The 16,270-nt window shown below is 39.4% G+C and carries 16 protein-coding genes; 13 read left to right on the top strand and 3 right to left on the bottom strand.

Annotated features, from left to right (window positions below; genetic code table 11):
- Positions 1-6: 6 nt before the first annotated feature.
- A complete protein-coding gene (gene glnE / locus PALI_RS02840) occupies positions 7-2,805 on the bottom strand; it encodes a bifunctional [glutamate--ammonia ligase]-adenylyl-L-tyrosine phosphorylase/[glutamate--ammonia-ligase] adenylyltransferase (protein ID WP_193154863.1) in 2,799 nt (932 codons plus the stop codon).
- Between the two features lie 78 nt (positions 2,806-2,883).
- Between glnE and PALI_RS02845 the strand changes: the two genes are divergently transcribed.
- The 6 genes from PALI_RS02845 (at position 2,884) to ruvX (ending at position 7,455) form a co-directional block, all read left to right on the top strand.
- Positions 2,884-3,777, top strand: coding sequence for a DUF350 domain-containing protein (locus tag PALI_RS02845; RefSeq protein ID WP_193154864.1), 894 nt, complete (start codon positions 2,884-2,886; stop codon positions 3,775-3,777).
- Positions 3,778-3,859: 82 nt separating this feature from the next.
- A complete protein-coding gene (locus PALI_RS02850) occupies positions 3,860-4,318 on the top strand; it encodes a hypothetical protein (protein ID WP_138586390.1) in 459 nt (152 codons plus the stop codon).
- Between the two features lie 94 nt (positions 4,319-4,412).
- A complete protein-coding gene (gene rsmE, locus PALI_RS02855; protein WP_138586391.1) occupies positions 4,413-5,147 on the top strand; it encodes a 16S rRNA (uracil(1498)-N(3))-methyltransferase in 735 nt (244 codons plus the stop codon).
- A gap of 54 nt (positions 5,148-5,201) precedes the next feature.
- The gene (gshB, locus tag PALI_RS02860; RefSeq protein WP_138586392.1) at positions 5,202-6,152 is read left to right on the top strand and encodes a glutathione synthase; all 951 of its coding nucleotides are present in this window, start codon (positions 5,202-5,204) and stop codon (positions 6,150-6,152) included.
- A 280-nt stretch (positions 6,153-6,432) separates the two neighbouring features.
- The gene (locus tag PALI_RS02865; protein WP_077536955.1) at positions 6,433-6,990 is read left to right on the top strand and encodes a YqgE/AlgH family protein; all 558 of its coding nucleotides are present in this window, start codon (positions 6,433-6,435) and stop codon (positions 6,988-6,990) included.
- Between the two features lie 15 nt (positions 6,991-7,005).
- A complete protein-coding gene (ruvX, locus tag PALI_RS02870) occupies positions 7,006-7,455 on the top strand; it encodes a Holliday junction resolvase RuvX (RefSeq protein ID WP_077536954.1) in 450 nt (149 codons plus the stop codon).
- Between the two features lie 278 nt (positions 7,456-7,733).
- On the opposite strand, the gene PALI_RS02875 is transcribed toward ruvX, so the two are convergent.
- On the bottom strand, positions 7,734-8,870 hold the full coding sequence (locus tag PALI_RS02875) for a PilT/PilU family type 4a pilus ATPase (RefSeq protein ID WP_138586152.1): 1,137 nt from the start codon (positions 8,868-8,870) through the stop codon (positions 7,734-7,736).
- Positions 8,871-8,879: 9 nt separating this feature from the next.
- Entirely contained in the window at positions 8,880-9,920 is a 1,041-nt protein-coding gene (locus PALI_RS02880) for a type IV pilus twitching motility protein PilT (RefSeq protein WP_138586153.1), read from the bottom strand.
- A gap of 2 nt (positions 9,921-9,922) precedes the next feature.
- Here PALI_RS02880 and PALI_RS02885 point away from each other — a divergent pair, with 2 nt between their 5' ends.
- The 7 genes from PALI_RS02885 (at position 9,923) to PALI_RS02915 (ending at position 16,189) form a co-directional block, all read left to right on the top strand.
- Entirely contained in the window at positions 9,923-10,636 is a 714-nt protein-coding gene (locus PALI_RS02885; protein ID WP_138586154.1) for a YggS family pyridoxal phosphate-dependent enzyme, read from the top strand.
- A gap of 17 nt (positions 10,637-10,653) precedes the next feature.
- Positions 10,654-11,475: a pyrroline-5-carboxylate reductase gene (gene proC, locus PALI_RS02890; RefSeq protein ID WP_138586155.1), complete on the top strand. Its 822-nt coding sequence runs from the start codon at positions 10,654-10,656 to the stop codon at positions 11,473-11,475.
- 26 nt (positions 11,476-11,501) lie between these two features.
- Positions 11,502-12,035 (top strand): YggT family protein, encoded by a 534-nt coding sequence (locus PALI_RS02895; protein WP_077538936.1) that lies wholly within the window; start codon positions 11,502-11,504, stop codon positions 12,033-12,035.
- 61 nt (positions 12,036-12,096) lie between these two features.
- Positions 12,097-12,540: a DUF4426 domain-containing protein gene (locus PALI_RS02900; protein ID WP_138586157.1), complete on the top strand. Its 444-nt coding sequence runs from the start codon at positions 12,097-12,099 to the stop codon at positions 12,538-12,540.
- A gap of 7 nt (positions 12,541-12,547) precedes the next feature.
- The gene (gene rdgB, locus PALI_RS02905) at positions 12,548-13,147 is read left to right on the top strand and encodes an RdgB/HAM1 family non-canonical purine NTP pyrophosphatase (RefSeq protein ID WP_138586158.1); all 600 of its coding nucleotides are present in this window, start codon (positions 12,548-12,550) and stop codon (positions 13,145-13,147) included.
- Positions 13,144-14,280 carry a radical SAM family heme chaperone HemW gene (gene hemW, locus PALI_RS02910; RefSeq protein ID WP_193154865.1) on the top strand — a complete coding sequence of 379 codons (1,137 nt, stop codon included), beginning with the start codon at positions 13,144-13,146 and terminating at the stop codon, positions 14,278-14,280. The genes rdgB and hemW overlap by 4 nt, the downstream gene beginning before the upstream one ends.
- A 67-nt stretch (positions 14,281-14,347) precedes the next feature.
- Positions 14,348-16,189, top strand: a complete 1,842-nt coding sequence (locus PALI_RS02915; RefSeq protein WP_193154866.1) for a DUF885 domain-containing protein — start codon at positions 14,348-14,350, stop codon at positions 16,187-16,189.
- Positions 16,190-16,270 lie beyond the last annotated feature (81 nt).

The raw sequence follows: 16,270 nt of genomic DNA on the forward strand, positions 1-16,270 counted from the left end.
TTCAATTCAATTCAATTCAAAAATTATATCCCAAATTCGCTTAACATTAGTAATATCTTCTTCAAATTGTATACGTGGCACTAACCGACCTTGCTGCTCCAAGCTCAACACATGATAACGAGAACGATACGATATATAAGCGTGTATTAACTGCTGTTGCTGATCTTTTGTAATGCATCCGATTTTTGCGGCATCAGTTAAAATCCTTACATTATCAGAGTACACTGTTAACCTCTCAAATTCATGAGCATATTTAAGCACTAAGTATTGAGTAATAAATTCAATATCGGCCATACCACCAATATCTTGTTTTAAATCAAATTTATCTGTGTTGCCTTTTGCTAAATGGACGCGCATTTTTTCACGCATTTTTATTACATCATCTTTTAATACTTTTATATCACGCTGCTGACAAAGAATGCCCTTACGGATTTCAGCAAAACGCTCAATAAGTTCATCTTGACCTAAAATAAGTCGGGCGCGCACAAGCGCTTGATGCTCCCATGTCCATGCTTGAGTTTGCTGATAGTGATTAAAGCTCTCAAGATTAATTGCTAATAAGCCAGAAGCTCCCTCAGGACGTAAACGTGTATCGAGTTCATACAAAATACCTGATGCTGTACGGGTATTAAATAAGTGCATTAAGCGCTGCGCTAGCTTTAAATAAAACTGCCGCGAATCAATTGGTTTTTTACCATTCGTTTGGCTTAAACCATCATGATTATGTACAAATACTAAATCTAAATCTGAATCATAACCGACTTCAAAACCACCTGTTTTACCATACGCTATGACTGCAAAGCCTTTATTTTCGTCATCAGTACCTTGGGGCGTACCAAAACGCTGAGCTGTATTGTGCCATGCAATATTTACGGCCTGATCTACAACAGCCTCAGCTAATGCAGTTAAGTGATCGCTTACTTTCATGACATCAATAACACCTGTCGCATCAGCGGCTGCTATGCGTAATTGATGAGTTTGCTTAAACTGCCTTAACGACTCCATTTGTAATTCTAAGTCGTCATGCTCAATACGTAAAAAATATTGCCTTATTTCATCCTTATAAGCAGTTAACGGAGTTGGCTTATAAAGAACTGCGGGGTCTATTAATTCATCAAGCAGTATTGGGTAACGAGATATATGCTCCCCTATCCACTTGCTATGACAGCACAGTAAAACTAATTGTTTTAATGTACCTGGATTTTCGTATAGTAATTCTAAATACGCAGTGCGAGAGATAATTTTATTGAGGATTTGGCAAATCATCGTAAATGCTGTTGCACTGGCATTAAAGTTACTTAACTGCTTGAGCAGTGCTGGCATTAACTTATCAAGAATGTCACGTCCGCGATTACCAACTTTAGCTTTTGACAAACGTAACTTAAAGTCTTGCAGTGGTAGTTGCCAATCATCTTTGGGATCATTTAAAAAGCTTATATCACCATGTTCCCATGCGCTTACAAACGCACTTTCACAAGTATCTAGAGGCTCAGTTTCCTCACCTATAACATGCGTAAATTCATTATTGATCTGACTCATCACATGTTCAATGTCACTTACCGATGCAGTAAAGTCTGGCTGTGCTAGCAATAGATTCAAACGCTGTTGGTTTAGCTCATCATCGGGCAATGTTTGCGTTTGTTGATCGTCAAATATTTGTAAGTACTGCTCTACCTTTCTTAAATACAGATAGTTATTTTTTAGATCTTTAGCTTCTAGATCATCAATAATCTGACTTACTGTTAACTCCTTTAATGCTTTGAGTAACGATTGCGTTTGTAAGTTAGCTTCACGCCCGCCGCGCACCATTTGCAAGGCTTGAACAATAAATTCCACCTCTCGAATACCACCAGCACCCAATTTTATATTATTTGTTAATCGTTTACGGCGGACTTCTTGAGCAATCATAAGCTTCATTTTACGAAGTGATTCAATAACCGAAAAATCAATATACCGGCGATATACAAACGGCTTTAAGAGCTGATTAAACTCATCCCAGTATTGATTAGGCGCGCCAATTAAGCGCCCCTTTAGCATGGCATAACGCTCCCAATCACGCCCTTGCTCTTGGTAGTAATCTTCAATCGCGTTAAAGCTCATCACCAAAGGGCCGCTTTCACCAAATGGACGAAGCCGCATATCAACTCTAAATACCTGTCCATCACCCGTTGTTTGATTTAATGATGCGATGAGCTTTTGTGCAACTTTAGTATAAAATACCTGTGCCTCAATGCTGCGACGCCCTCCTTGTGTTTTAACGCTGCGAGGATATGCAAAAATAAGATCGATATCTGATGAGTAATTAAGTTCTTGCCCCCCTAATTTACCCATTCCTAATACCATTAAAGGCATTGCTTGGTTGCGCTCATCCAAAGGTTCACCGTTAACTTTGGCAACATGTGCGTGCGCCCATTGATTTGCGCTTTGAATCAGCATATCTGCAAGCTGGCTAATATATTTAATACTATCTGAGATAGGGTTATTACAGCATAAATCTAAAAAAGCGACTTTAAGCCAGTACTTTTCTCGATACTTGCGAAGGAGTTTATGACATTGAGATTCATCTAATTCAGTAAGGTCCCAATTTTCAAAAGGAGAGTGTATAGCCCTATTTTGTAGTTCACTTTTGCATAACAACCATGGCATTAAATCAGGTTGCGACTCTAAACTACGCCATGCAAAATCACTCAGCGCTAACAACGTTACAATTTTACTGTCTATATTATGCTGTTGCGGATACAGCTTTTTAAAGCGCATCAAGCCAAGTTTTTGTAATTGAATAGGAAGTTGCTTTACATTACTCATCAATCCTCTCTTTTATATCATCAATATCCGTACTAGAATGATTAAAACCTAAAAAGGTTAACTTTAATCAGGATCACCATGTCATATTTGTCTTTATCTAACACTAGTTTTGTTGCTATTGCTATTAGTTTTGTGGTTATTTGCATCACTGTTTTTATTTTGCGAATTATAACTCAAATCAAAGCAAAACAAGCGCTTAAAGACGAGTTAGCGCAATACGATAATTTTGCAATGGGCATTAGTTTCGCCTCAGAAATATCGGTTGTAATAGCAACCATCGCCTTTTTATTCGATGAAATAAGTATCAGTACTGCGCAATCAAATCCACTAAAAGTGGCTGTGTTAATATTTTTACTCTTTGCGTTTATAAAAATAGGACACATGATCCACCGCAAATGGATTTTACGTCGCTTTAATGAAGAAGCTGCTATTTTAAAGAAAAATGTATGTGCAGCACTTGTTGATTCAGGAATGTTAATCGCCAACTGCATTATGACTCTAGGCCTTTATACGTGGACTCACACGCAAGGCTTTAGTAATTTACTGATTGCATTTGTCAGCTTTTTTGTGCTGCAAGGGATGTTTGCCCTTGATAGCAAAATACGTGAGTACCGATTTGCAAAAGCCAATCAAGGGGCTTCATTACAAAGTAATTTTAATTTAGAAAATACTTCTATTGGTATTCGCTACGCTGGTAAATCTATTGGTTTAGCGTTAGCTGCTTATGCCGGCTTGTCGAGCGCTGCATTTCAAAATGGCAAGATGGTTGAAAATCTATTTACACTTGTTATGCATTGCAGTGTAATGTGGGCATTGCTTTATACGCTTACATTTATAATAAAAAAAATATCACTACCTAATATTGATACCGCTCTTGAGGTCGATCACCAAGATAATATCGGTATTGCGTGCATAGAATTTGCTGTTTTCTGTGCAATCGGCTATTTACTTATTAGCATGTTTTCTATTTAACACTGATTTTTAATAAAGTTGCTATAAACGCTCTGTATTTAATTAAGTCAGTTACATCTTTGCTTAAATGCAATGAGGCCTTATGGCATTTAAAATAAACAACTTTTTACTAATTGATGTGGATAACGATTTTAGTCGAGCACTAGCTGGGCACTATTTTGATAGTGCCCTCGCTGATGCCCCTAGCACTTTAGTTATTGCAGGTAGTAACATGCGTCAATTAGTTAAAATGATGTTTGACGAGCTTATTAAAGACTATTGCTACTGCGATTTCGAAAACGAAATTAGTGTTTCTGAACTCGCTAGTTATTTGCATGAGCACCATAATATACAAGGTGTTTTATTTAATCGTACCGACTATTTACTTGCTGATGAAAAGCAACGTTTTATTTATAATTCATTGCATAAGAATCGCTTTTTGGTTAGTCAAAATGAAAGTGATTTTACTTTTAGTCCACTTGCTGACCCCGCACACTCAAATCACTTATCGTGTCAGACTGATATTGCACAAACCCCCTTAAGCCTAATTGAGTTCAATTAGGTCGCTAAATATAAAATAAATAATTGCACCTAGCCCTGTGCTTACTTAACATAGCGGATATAATTTTTATCTGCCAATCGATAAGTGACACCACATGCGAGTACCTCATATCTATCAGGCTTCGAGTATTGCCTTAAACACTCCCGTTACATTGGATGACGACGCAGCTGGCCACATTGGCCGGGTTCTTCGTATGAAAGTTGGCGAACATGTATCCATTTTTAATGGTGAAGGCGGCGAGTACCTTAGTGAAATTATTGAAGTTACTAAAAAAAATGTCGTGGTTATGCCACAAGAACTCAATTTACACGATGTTGAATCGCCATTAAAAATTCATTTAGGCCAATGCGTATCGCGTGGCGATAAAATGGATTTCACAATTCAAAAATCAGTTGAATTAGGGATTACCGAAATTACGCCTATTTTTAGTCAACGTTGTGGCGTAAAGCTAATGGGCGACCGTCTTGATAAAAAACACCAACAATGGCAAAAAATTGCGATTGCAGCGGCAGAGCAATCAGGGCGTAATTTTGTGCCAATCATCCACCCTCCGGTAGATTTAAAGCAATGGCTTGCACAAGATACCAATGCAATAAAGCTAACTCTCCACCCTCGTGCTGAGCACAGTATTAAAACTATTACGGTGCCTAAAGATGGCGTGCGCTTCTTAGTGGGCCCCGAAGGCGGCTTTACCGATGATGAAATGGCACTAACTAAACAACTAGAATTTGTAGATATTCGTTTAGGCCCACGCGTTTTACGAACAGAAACAGCCGCTTTAACGGTCTTAAGTGCATTACAACTTCAATTTGGCGATTTAGCTAATTGAAATAACTAAAAGCACCCTCATATAAACAGTAACATTTATAGTAAGGCACAGCGCATGGCAATTAAGTTAGGTATTATTTCTGATCCTATTAGTGGATTTAACATCAAAAAAGACACCGGTTTTGCAATGATGATGCAGGCGCAAGAGCGCGGCTACGAAATCTACTACATGGAGATGGATGATTTATCACTTCGTAAAGGAAAATCGTATGCAACCGCCGCTAAAGCGCAAGTATTTAATAACGCTGAAAAGTGGTACGAACTTGAAGAAAAAGCCACCATTGCACTTGCCGACTTAGACGTCATTCTAATGCGTAAAGATCCTCCTTTTGACACCGAATACATTTACGCAACGTATATTCTAGAGCGCGCCGAGCAAGAAGGTACGCTTATAATTAACAAGCCACAAAGCCTACGTGACGCGAACGAAAAGCTATTTACAGCATGGTTTAGTGAACATACACCTGATACGTTAGTAACACGAAGCCAAAAGCAAATTCGTGAATTTTTAGCCGAGCATAAAGATATTATTTTAAAACCACTGGATGGTATGGGTGGCGCTTCTATTTTTCGTGTAACAGAAAGCGACGCGAACATTGGCGTAATTTGCGAAACACTTACAGAGCACGGCAGTCGGTTTGCAATGGCACAAAATTATATCCCTGAGATCAAACAAGGCGATAAGCGCGTATTAATAGTTGATGGCGAAGTAATTCCATATTGCCTAGCACGTATCCCACAAAATGGGGAAACTCGCGGCAATTTGGCCGTTGGTGGTCGCGGGGAAGCACGCCCACTTAGCGAATCAGATTTAAAAATAGCGCAAGCTGTAGCACCCACACTCAAAGAAAAAGGCCTAATATTTGTAGGCTTGGATATCATTGGCGATAAGCTAACAGAAATTAACGTAACAGCACCAACATGCGTACGTGAAATTGAAGCCGCTTATGATATTTCTATAACGGGTATTCTATTTGATGCCATAGAACGTAAATTAGATAAATAACTGACGCTATTTAAACCCCCATTAATTTAAGTATTTCATACAATTGATGGGGTTTTTATGTCAATTCAAAGATTTATGCCATACTAAAAATTCATTATCAAATAATACCAGTCTGCTTATATATGGGGTCTATTTAACGTTAATAAAATGACGCTATAACTAGGCAAAAATTTTTATCTAGTTGTTCTAAATAAAAATTTTTAACGACGTTATAGTGCAATTTAATTCGGTAAATTGCTCAAAGATTTATGCAGCTTGGTATAACTAAAGGGTGAAATCTATGCAGTCATTAGAAAATCATTTTTTAATCGCGATGCCGTCGATGCAAGACCCTTTTTTTAAACGTGCTGTTACCTATATTTGTGAGCACAATGAAGATGGGGCTATGGGCTTGGTAATTAACCAACCAATTAATGTAACCGTTGGTGAATTGCTCGATAAAGTAGAAATTGATAACGATAAATCACAACAAGCAGCTCAAGTTGCTGTATTTGCCGGAGGCCCAGTTAAAACAGATAGAGGCTTTGTATTACACTCTCCAAAATTAGGCTATACCTCAAGCCAAAAGCTCAGTAATGAAATAATGATCACGACCTCAAAAGACGTACTCGCGAGCTTAACAACTGCACAAGCACCTGATCAATTTATTATAACCTTAGGCTACTCGGGTTGGGAGCAGGGCCAGTTAGAGCAAGAGCTGCTTGACAATAGCTGGCTGATCATAGAGGCAGATCCTAAGATCATTTTTGACACACCCGTTGAAAAAAGATGGGAAAAAGCGGTTTCAATGCTGGGCTTTGACGTAAGTCAGCTTAGCCCCGAAGCAGGCCATGCATAACTAAATAAGATACAAATGACAAAACGAATATTTAAGCCGCAAGGCGAGCGAACGGTAATGGGCTTTGACTTTGGCACCAAAAGTATTGGTATTGCCATAGGCCAAGAACTCACTGGCAGTGCGTCGAGCCTTAAAGCTGTAAAAGCACAAGATGGCATTCCTAATTGGGATGATATTGCAGTACAAGTAAATGAATGGCAACCCGATTTAATGGTTGTTGGCTTGCCACTAAATATGGATGGAACGTCGCAAGAAGTTACCTTCAAAGCTAAAAAGTTTGCCAATCGATTGCACAACCATTATGGCATTGCAGTGCAAACTCAAGATGAGCGTTTAACAACCGCTGATGCGAAAGCCCGCTTATTTGAACAAGGTGGTTATAAAAAGCTAGGTAAAGGTAATGTTGATAATATGTCTGCCGTGATTATTTTAGAAAGCTTTTTTGAATCTAGTTATGGTGAATAACAAAAATGTATAAATAAAAAAGCGCCAAATTGGCGCTTTTTTATGGTTAAGTAACCTGAACTTTGGTTAAGTAATCTGAACTCTGGATAATAAATCTATCTCGAGCAGCTATTTTCAGCGCTAACTGCGTTGAATTTTCTTGCAATAGGCCCGCTATTGACGCGTAAATTCGCCTTGTTTTCACTGAAAGTCTCTGGCTAGAGAAAATAAATTTAAATATCACCATGATTCAATACGTTAGTAAATCTCTTAACCAGGGTTCAGGTTAAGTGTAATTTTTAGTAATTACTGTCTTTTCCATCCATACCATCAATTGTCACACCTTGTAAAAAACCAGCTCCTTGCTGCTCGTTATTACGCAGTTTAATCATTAAGCGCAAATCATTTGGTGAGTCTGCGTGGTGTAGCGCATCGGCGTAATTAATTCGTTGCTGGCTGTAAAGCTCAAAGAGTGCTTGGTCAAAAGTTTGCATTCCCATCTCTTTCGATTTAGCCATTGCGGTTTTAATACCACCAATATCGCCCGTTTTAATTAGCTCCGCTATCATTGGCGAATTAAGTAAAATCTCGATTGCAGCAACTCGGCTTTCACCATCTGACGTTGGCACTAATTGCTGAGCAATGATAGCACGCAAGTTAAGTGCTAAATCATACTTTAGCTTATCGTGCTTTTCTTTAGGCACTAAATGCATAATACGGTCAATCGCTTGGTTGGCATTATTTGCATGTAGTGTAGCAACACATAAGTGGCCTGTTTCAGCAAAACTTAGCGCATATTCCATAGTTTCTTGTGAGCGTATTTCACCAATCAAAATTACGTCTGGTGCTTGGCGCAAAGAGCTTTTGAGGGCTGCTTCAAAGCTTTCGGTATCAAGCCCTACTTCGCGCTGAGTAATAATACTTTTGCGATGTTCATGAACAAATTCAATTGGATCTTCAATTGTTAAAATATGCCCGCGCTGGTTGCGGTTTCTGTAACCAATTAATGCAGCTAATGAGGTCGACTTACCCGTACCAGTCCCCCCTACAAACAGCACGAGGCCACGTTTAGACATAATTACATCAGTCAGTGTTGAAGGTAATCCTAACTCTTGTATATCCGGTATCTGCGTGATTATTCGGCGAATAACCATTCCTGCTCTATCGCGCTGCCAAAAAGCGGATATACGAAAACGCCCTTCATCCGTCGCAATCGCAAAATTACATTCTTTGGTGTTATGAAATTCTGCTTTTTGCTTTTCGCTCATTGCAGACTCAACTAATTCAAGAGACTGCGCATCGGTTAGCTTCTCATCCGATAACGCTATAAGCTCGCCATTAATTTTTGCACTAATGGGTAACTGGCTCGATATAAATAAATCAGAACCTTTTTTCTCAATCATTATTAATAAAAAGTGATGTAAAGATAAAGCCATAATAATTCCTTAACCGCCAAACTGTGTTTTGTCTTGTGCTTTAGCTTGTGCTGCAGTGTTAGTAATAACCCCGTGATTAACCAAACTGGTTAAACACTGATCCATTGTCTGCATGCCCATTGAAGCACCCGTTTGAATAGATGAGTACATTTGCGCAATTTTATCTTCACGGATCAAATTACGAATCGCTGGAACAGCAATCATAATTTCGTGGGCGGCAACACGCCCTCCACCAATTTTTTTAATTAATGTTTGCGAGATCACAGCACGTAAAGACTCAGAAAGCATTGAGCGGATCATCGATTTTTCTTCACCTGGGAAGACATCAATAATACGGTCAATCGTTTTTGGAGCCGATGTTGTGTGGAGTGTACCAAATACAAGATGACCCGTTTCAGCGGCTGTCATTGCAAGCCGAATAGTTTCTAAATCACGCAGCTCACCAACCAATATTACATCGGGGTCTTCACGCAATGCACTTCTAAGTGCATTGGAGAAACTATGTGTATCACGATGAACTTCACGCTGGTTAATTAAGCTTAGCTTATTATCGTGAACAAATTCGATTGGATCCTCTATTGTCAGGATATGGTGATGCTTTGTTTGATTTATATAATCAACCATCGCAGCAAGTGTTGTTGATTTACCTGATCCTGTAGGACCTGTGACCAACACCAGTCCGCGCGGGTTATCTGAAATTGTTTTAAAAATATCAGGAGCACCTAAATCATCAAGTGTGAGCACGTCACTTGGAATAGTACGAAATACGGCTGCTGGGCCGCGATTAGAATTAAATGCATTAACACGAAAGCGCGCAAGATTAGGCACTTCAAACGAAAAATCGACTTCCAGATTTTGTTCATAGTCCTTACGCTGATTATCGTTCATAATATCGTAGACCAAACTGTTTACGTCTTTTTCTTCTAATGCTGGTATATTAATGCGACGCACATCACCATCTACACGTATCATAGGTGAAACACCTGATGATAAATGTAAATCGGATGCTTTGTGTTGCACACTAAACGCCAATAATTCGGTAATATCCATTTATGACTCCACAACTAACTGATAAATATATGGTTACAATAGCAGAACGACTCACATCCGCCTACGCTAGAATCGCAGTGGCTGCAAAAAACACACAACGAAATAACAACGAAATAACTTTGCTAGCAGTGTCTAAAACTAAACCAAGCGAAGATATTATTGCCGCTTACGAGCACGGTCAACGCGAATTTGGTGAGTCATATGTTCAAGAGGCTGTAGATAAAATAGCTCAACTACACGCATATAGCGACATCATTTGGCATTTCATTGGCCCTATTCAATCAAATAAAAGTGCCTTAGTGGCTAGCAATTTTGATTGGGTGCAAAGTGTTGATCGACTAAAAATAGCCAAGCGGTTAGACAGCCAGCGCCCTGAAGTAATGCCGCCACTTAATGTACTTATTCAAGTAAATATCAGTGCAGAAGAAGCAAAGTCAGGATGTCACCCTGATGAAATTGCTGAATTAGCTCAATTTATAGAGCAATGTACACATTTAACCCTACGTGGACTGATGGCAATTCCTGCAAAAACAGCTGTTACGCAGGTGCAAGTTCAATATTTTGAGCAATTACAAACTTGCTTTGATAAACTAAAGACCCAATATCCTCATATAGATACTTTGTCGATGGGTATGAGCAACGACGTTGAAGCAGCAATAAGTGCAGGTTCAACGATGGTAAGGATCGGCACAGACATTTTTGGAACACGAACTTAAAAGGTGATAACAGATTTATGTCAGATAAAAAAATCGCATTTATAGGCACGGGTAATATGAGCTACGCCATTATTGGTGGCATGGTGAAAAACGGTTTTAACGCAAATAATATCATTGCGACTAACCGCAACCAAGATAAGCTTGCAAAGGTAGCAGCCGACTTCAAGGTGCAAACCACCAGTGACAATAACGAAGCCCTGCGCGATGCTGATGTAATTGTTTTGTCTGTTAAACCACAAATGATGGGCGATCTATGTCAATCGTTTCAAGAATCGGGTGTAGACTTTAGTAACAAACTATTTATTTCTGTTGCTGCGGGTTTAACCGTAAAACGTTTACGCGAAATGCTAGGTCAAGACGTTAAAATGATACGCTGTATGCCAAACACGCCGTCTTTATTAGGCCGTGGCGTCTCTGGCTTATATGGCGCAGATGAAACGCAAAGCGAACACGAGTTTGTACAACAGGTGTTTGAATGTACGGGCATTGTTGTATGGGTTGAACACGAATCACAAATAAACGATATTATTGCGGTTACAGGTTCATCGCCTGCTTATTTTTTCTTGTTTATGGAAGCCATAGAAGAAAAAGCCAAAGCGCTAGGGTTTAATAATGAAGACGCACGTCGTTTAGTCCAACAAACAGCATTAGGTGCAGCGGAAATGGCACTTAGCCAGCCTGATATTAGTATTTCGCAGTTACGCTCAAACGTAACATCTAAGGGCGGTACTACCCACGCAGCGGTTGAGCATTTAAAAGAGCAAGGCTTGACGAAAACGGTTGGCGATGCAATGGATGCATGTATCGCCCGTGCGATGCAAATGGAAAAAGAACTTTAAAATTACTTTTTATTGAAGGTTACACTATGAATGCCATGCAATTTTTAATCAGTACCCTGTTTGATTTGTTTTTAATGGTGGTATTACTGCGCTTTTGGCTGCAGTGGGCAAAAGCCGACTTTTACAATCCAATGAGCCAGTTTGTGGTTAAAGCCACTTCGTTTGCAGTAAAGCCTCTGCGCAAAATCATTCCAGGATTTGGAGGGCTTGATTTAGCCTCACTATTGCTGGCATTTATTGTCGCAATAGCCAAAATAAGTACTTTAATGCTTGTTATGTATGGCGCATGGGCAATACAACCTGTACTCATTCAAGCATTTATAACGGTGCTAAAAGAAGGCCTTAACTTAATATTTTGGGTTCTTATTATTCGCGCTATTTTAAGTTGGGTTAGCCAAGGCTATAACCCTATTGAAGCGGTTTTTCATCAACTTACTGAACCAATGCTAAAACCAATTCGTAAAATTTTACCGTCAATGGGCGGACTAGACCTATCTGTTTTAGTGCTTATTATTGGTATTCAATTTTTGCAAATGCTGCTTATGGACTTTTTAGCCTAATATAAATTTTAACTAAAAGAGGCCCAAAGGCCTCTTTTTTATATGTTTTAAGGAATACATAATGAATCGCTTAATTAAATTTTGTTTTATTGCCTTTTTAGCACTTGCGTTTAATGCGCACAGCGAACAAATGCAAGGTGCACAATATAAAGAACTTGGCCCATGGCAAGTGCATTACATTGCCTTCCCATCTACGTTTATTCAACCAAAAATAGCAAAAGCATATGGCCTTGAACGTAGTGGTTATAAAGGTATTGTAAATATTTCTATTTTAAAAAATGATGCCGACAACACACCACAAACGGCAAAGCTTACTGGTACAGCTAGAAACCTACTTGGCAACAAACAAACGCTTACTTTTAAAGAAGTAAAAGAAGGTGACTCAATTTATTACCTTGCCCAAGTTGATTACACTAACGAAGAAATTTTACGATTTGAAATTGAAATTCAACAAAGTAGTCAATTTCAAAAATTACAGTTTCAACAAAAATTTTACGTAGATTAAATACATTATGAACAAAACTTTAGTACTCGCCACTGGCAACCCTGGCAAAATTAACGAACTAGCAAACATGCTGCGTCCACTTGAAATTAATGTGGTTCCACAAAGTGATTTTAACGTGGGCGACGTGGCCGAAACGGGCACTACTTTTATTGAAAATGCCATTATTAAAGCGCGTCATGCTGCTAAAATTACTGGTATGCCGGCCATTGCCGACGATTCAGGTTTAGAAGTTGATGGCTTAAATGGTGCGCCTGGTGTTTATTCAGCTCGCTTTGCGGGCGCGCAAGCTAGCGATCAAGATAATATTGATAAGCTACTGATTGATTTAGGTGATAACCCAGTTCGTAGCGCACGATTTTGGTGCGTACTGGTACTAATGCGCCACGCAAGCGATCCAACACCACTGGTTTGCAGTGCTAGCTGGGAAGGCGAGATCACATTAACTCAAAATGGCAACGGTGGTTTTGGCTACGATCCAGTTTTTTTTGTGCCTACACTTAATTGTACCAGTGCAGAGCTTACAAAAGAGCAAAAAAATGCAGTAAGCCATCGCGGCCAAGCATTGCAAAAATTACTGCTAGAACTAAAGCAAAAAGGCGGCCTGTGAATCTTCCACCTCTGAGCTTATATGTGCACGTGCCTTGGTGTGTGCAAAAATGTCCGTACTGCGATTTTAATAGCCACGGACAAAAAGGCGAAATACCTGAAGCTGAGTATGTTCAGCATTTAATTGATGATTTAAAAGCGGATTTGCACTTAGTGCAAGGGCGTAAAATTCATAGTGTTTTTATTGGTGGCGGCACTCCTAGCCTATTAACAGGTGCAGCTTACACCCGCTTACTTAATGAAGTTGATAACTTAATTGGTCTTGAAGAACACTGCGAAATCACCCTTGAAGCGAACCCTGGCACAGTAGAAACAGGCCGCTTTAAAGATTACGTAAAAGCGGGCATTAATCGAATTTCAATTGGCGTGCAAAGCATGCAAAACGACAAGCTAAAAGCACTTGGTCGAATTCATGGCAGCGACGAGGCAAACTACGCTGCGCAGCAAGCCAAAGAAGCGGGTTTAAATAGCTTTAACTTAGATTTAATGCATGGCTTACCGGGGCAAACTCTTGACGATGCACTGAGCGATCTAAAGCAAATCATTGCGCTCGATCCTCCTCATATATCGTGGTATCAGTTAACTATCGAACCCAATACGCAGTTTGCGTCAAAGCCCCCTACCCTTCCTCAAGATGAAACACTGTGGGACATTCAAGAGCAAGGGGTCGAGCTACTCGCGCAAGCGGGTTACATACAATACGAAATATCGGGCTATGCAAAAGCTGGCTATCAATGCCAACATAACTTGAATTATTGGCGTTTTGGCGATTATCTTGGTATTGGCTGCGGCGCACATGGTAAGGTTACTGATGAAAATACAGGGCTTATTACGCGCACTGAAAAAGTTAAACATCCACGCGGCTATATGGATTTAATTAAACCCTATATGTACAAAAGCTGGCACGTAGAGCAAGATGATTTAGCATTTGAGTTTTTTATGAATCGCTTTCGCCTTGTTGAACCTTGCCCAATTACCGATTTTAATAAATTAACGACACTGCCATTGCTAAGCCAGCAAGATGCATTAAACCAAGCTATTAACAAAGGTTTATTGACTCAAACAGATAGCTATTGGCAGGTAACATTAAAAGGTCATCGCTTTTTAAACGACCTGCTAGAATTATTTGTGTAGTATTTAGTAATTAAATAAAACAATATAAAAACACCCTAATGGGTTTCTAATAACAAAAGGGAAAACAATGCGTACACTTACTTTTATTGCAGCGGCTATAAGCACTGCACTTCTTGCTGGTTGCCAACAAGCACCACTGCAATCAACTACGACTCCTATAGTACAAACTCAAGCGGTGCAATCACAACAAAGTGAAATAGACAAAGCAAATGCGTTTTTTGAAGACACATTTAACCGTGACGTAATGAGCAGCCCTGTGTACCAAACGTATATGGGCATTAAGCAAGATTACGATAAATGGGATGATGGCAGCGAAGAAAGAAAGCTTAAAGATTTTGCACAAACAAAAGCCGACCTAGTGGCACTAACAGCAATCAATCGTGATTTATTAGATGATGCAACAAAGGTAAGCTACGACTTAAAAAAACAAGATCTTGAAAGTTCTATTGCTGACTTTAAATGGCGCAACCATAACTACCCAGTAAATCAAATGTTTGGCACTCACTCGATGATCCCTGCATTTTTGATCAATCAACACCAAGTTAGTAATGTAAAAGAAGCGAAAGACTACATTTCACGCTTAAATGGTGTAACCGCTGTTATTGATCAACTTATTACTGATCTAGATGTACGTGCAGAAAAAAATATTATTGCACCTAAATTTGTGTTTCCACACGTCATTGATTCAAGCAAAAATATCATTAAAGGCGCACCGTTTGAAAAAGGCGATGACTCTACCCTGCTTGCCGATTTTAAACGTAAAGTAACTGCGCTTGAAATCAGCCAAGTCGAAAAAGATTCGCTAATTGACGATGCATCAGACGCATTAAAATCGGCAGTTAAACCGTCTTACTCTAAGCTTATTAATTACCTAGCGCAGCTAGAAAAGCGTGCTGACGACCGTGATGGCGCATGGAAGTTACCTGAAGGTGAAGCGTTTTATAACAATGCACTTAAGCGCACAACAACGACCGATTTAACGGCTAAAGATATTCATGCGATTGGTCTATCTGAAGTAACACGTATTCATGATGAAATGCGTGAAATTAAAAATAAAGTAGGCTTTAAAGGTGATTTAAAAGCGTTTATGCAGTTTATGAAAACTGACAAGCAATTTTACTACCCAAACACTGCACAAGGTAAGCAGCGTTATCTTGACGAAGCAACGGGCCTTATTGACACAATGAAGTCTCGCCTTGATGAGCTATTCATTGTTAAGCCAAAAGCGGACCTGAAAGTTAAAGCTGTTGAAGCGTTTCGAGAAAAAGCAGCCGGTAAAGCATTTTATCAACAGCCTGCGCCAGATGGTTCACGCCCAGGTGTTTACTACGCCAACCTTTATGATATGGAAGCAATGCCAACCTATCAAATGGAAGCATTGGCTTACCATGAAGGTATTCCGGGTCATCACATGCAAATAGCTATCTCGCAAGAGTTAGAAGGCGTGCCTAAGTTCCGTAAATTTGGTGGCTACACAGCCTACATTGAAGGTTGGGGTTTATACTCAGAATTAGTGCCAAAAGAAATGGGTATGTATTCAGACCCATACTCAGACTTTGGCCGTCTTTCTATGGAATTATGGCGTGCTTGTCGTTTAGTAGTTGATACGGGTATCCACGCAATGAAGTGGACTCGTCAAGAAGGTATTGATTACTACGTAAATAATACACCTAATGCTACATCTGATGGTGTTAAAATGGTTGAGCGTCACATTGTAATGCCTTCACAAGCAACGGCTTATAAAGTAGGCATGCTTAAGATTTTAGAACTGCGTGAAGATGCTAAAAAGCAGCTTGGTGATAAGTTCGATATTCGTCAATTCCACGACGTTGTCCTTAAAAATGGCCCAGTACCATTAAATGTACTAGAAAACTTTGTTAACGAATGGATAGCAAGTAAACAAGCTTAATACCGTCGTTATAAATACAAAAGGTCGCATTTGCGACCTTTTTGTTTTATATAGCAGGAGTTTAAGCTAGAGTAAATAAGC

Origin of the sequence: Pseudoalteromonas aliena SW19, assembly GCF_014905615.1 — a bacterium.
In the GTDB taxonomy this organism is placed as follows: Bacteria; Pseudomonadota; Gammaproteobacteria; order Enterobacterales; family Alteromonadaceae; genus Pseudoalteromonas; species Pseudoalteromonas aliena.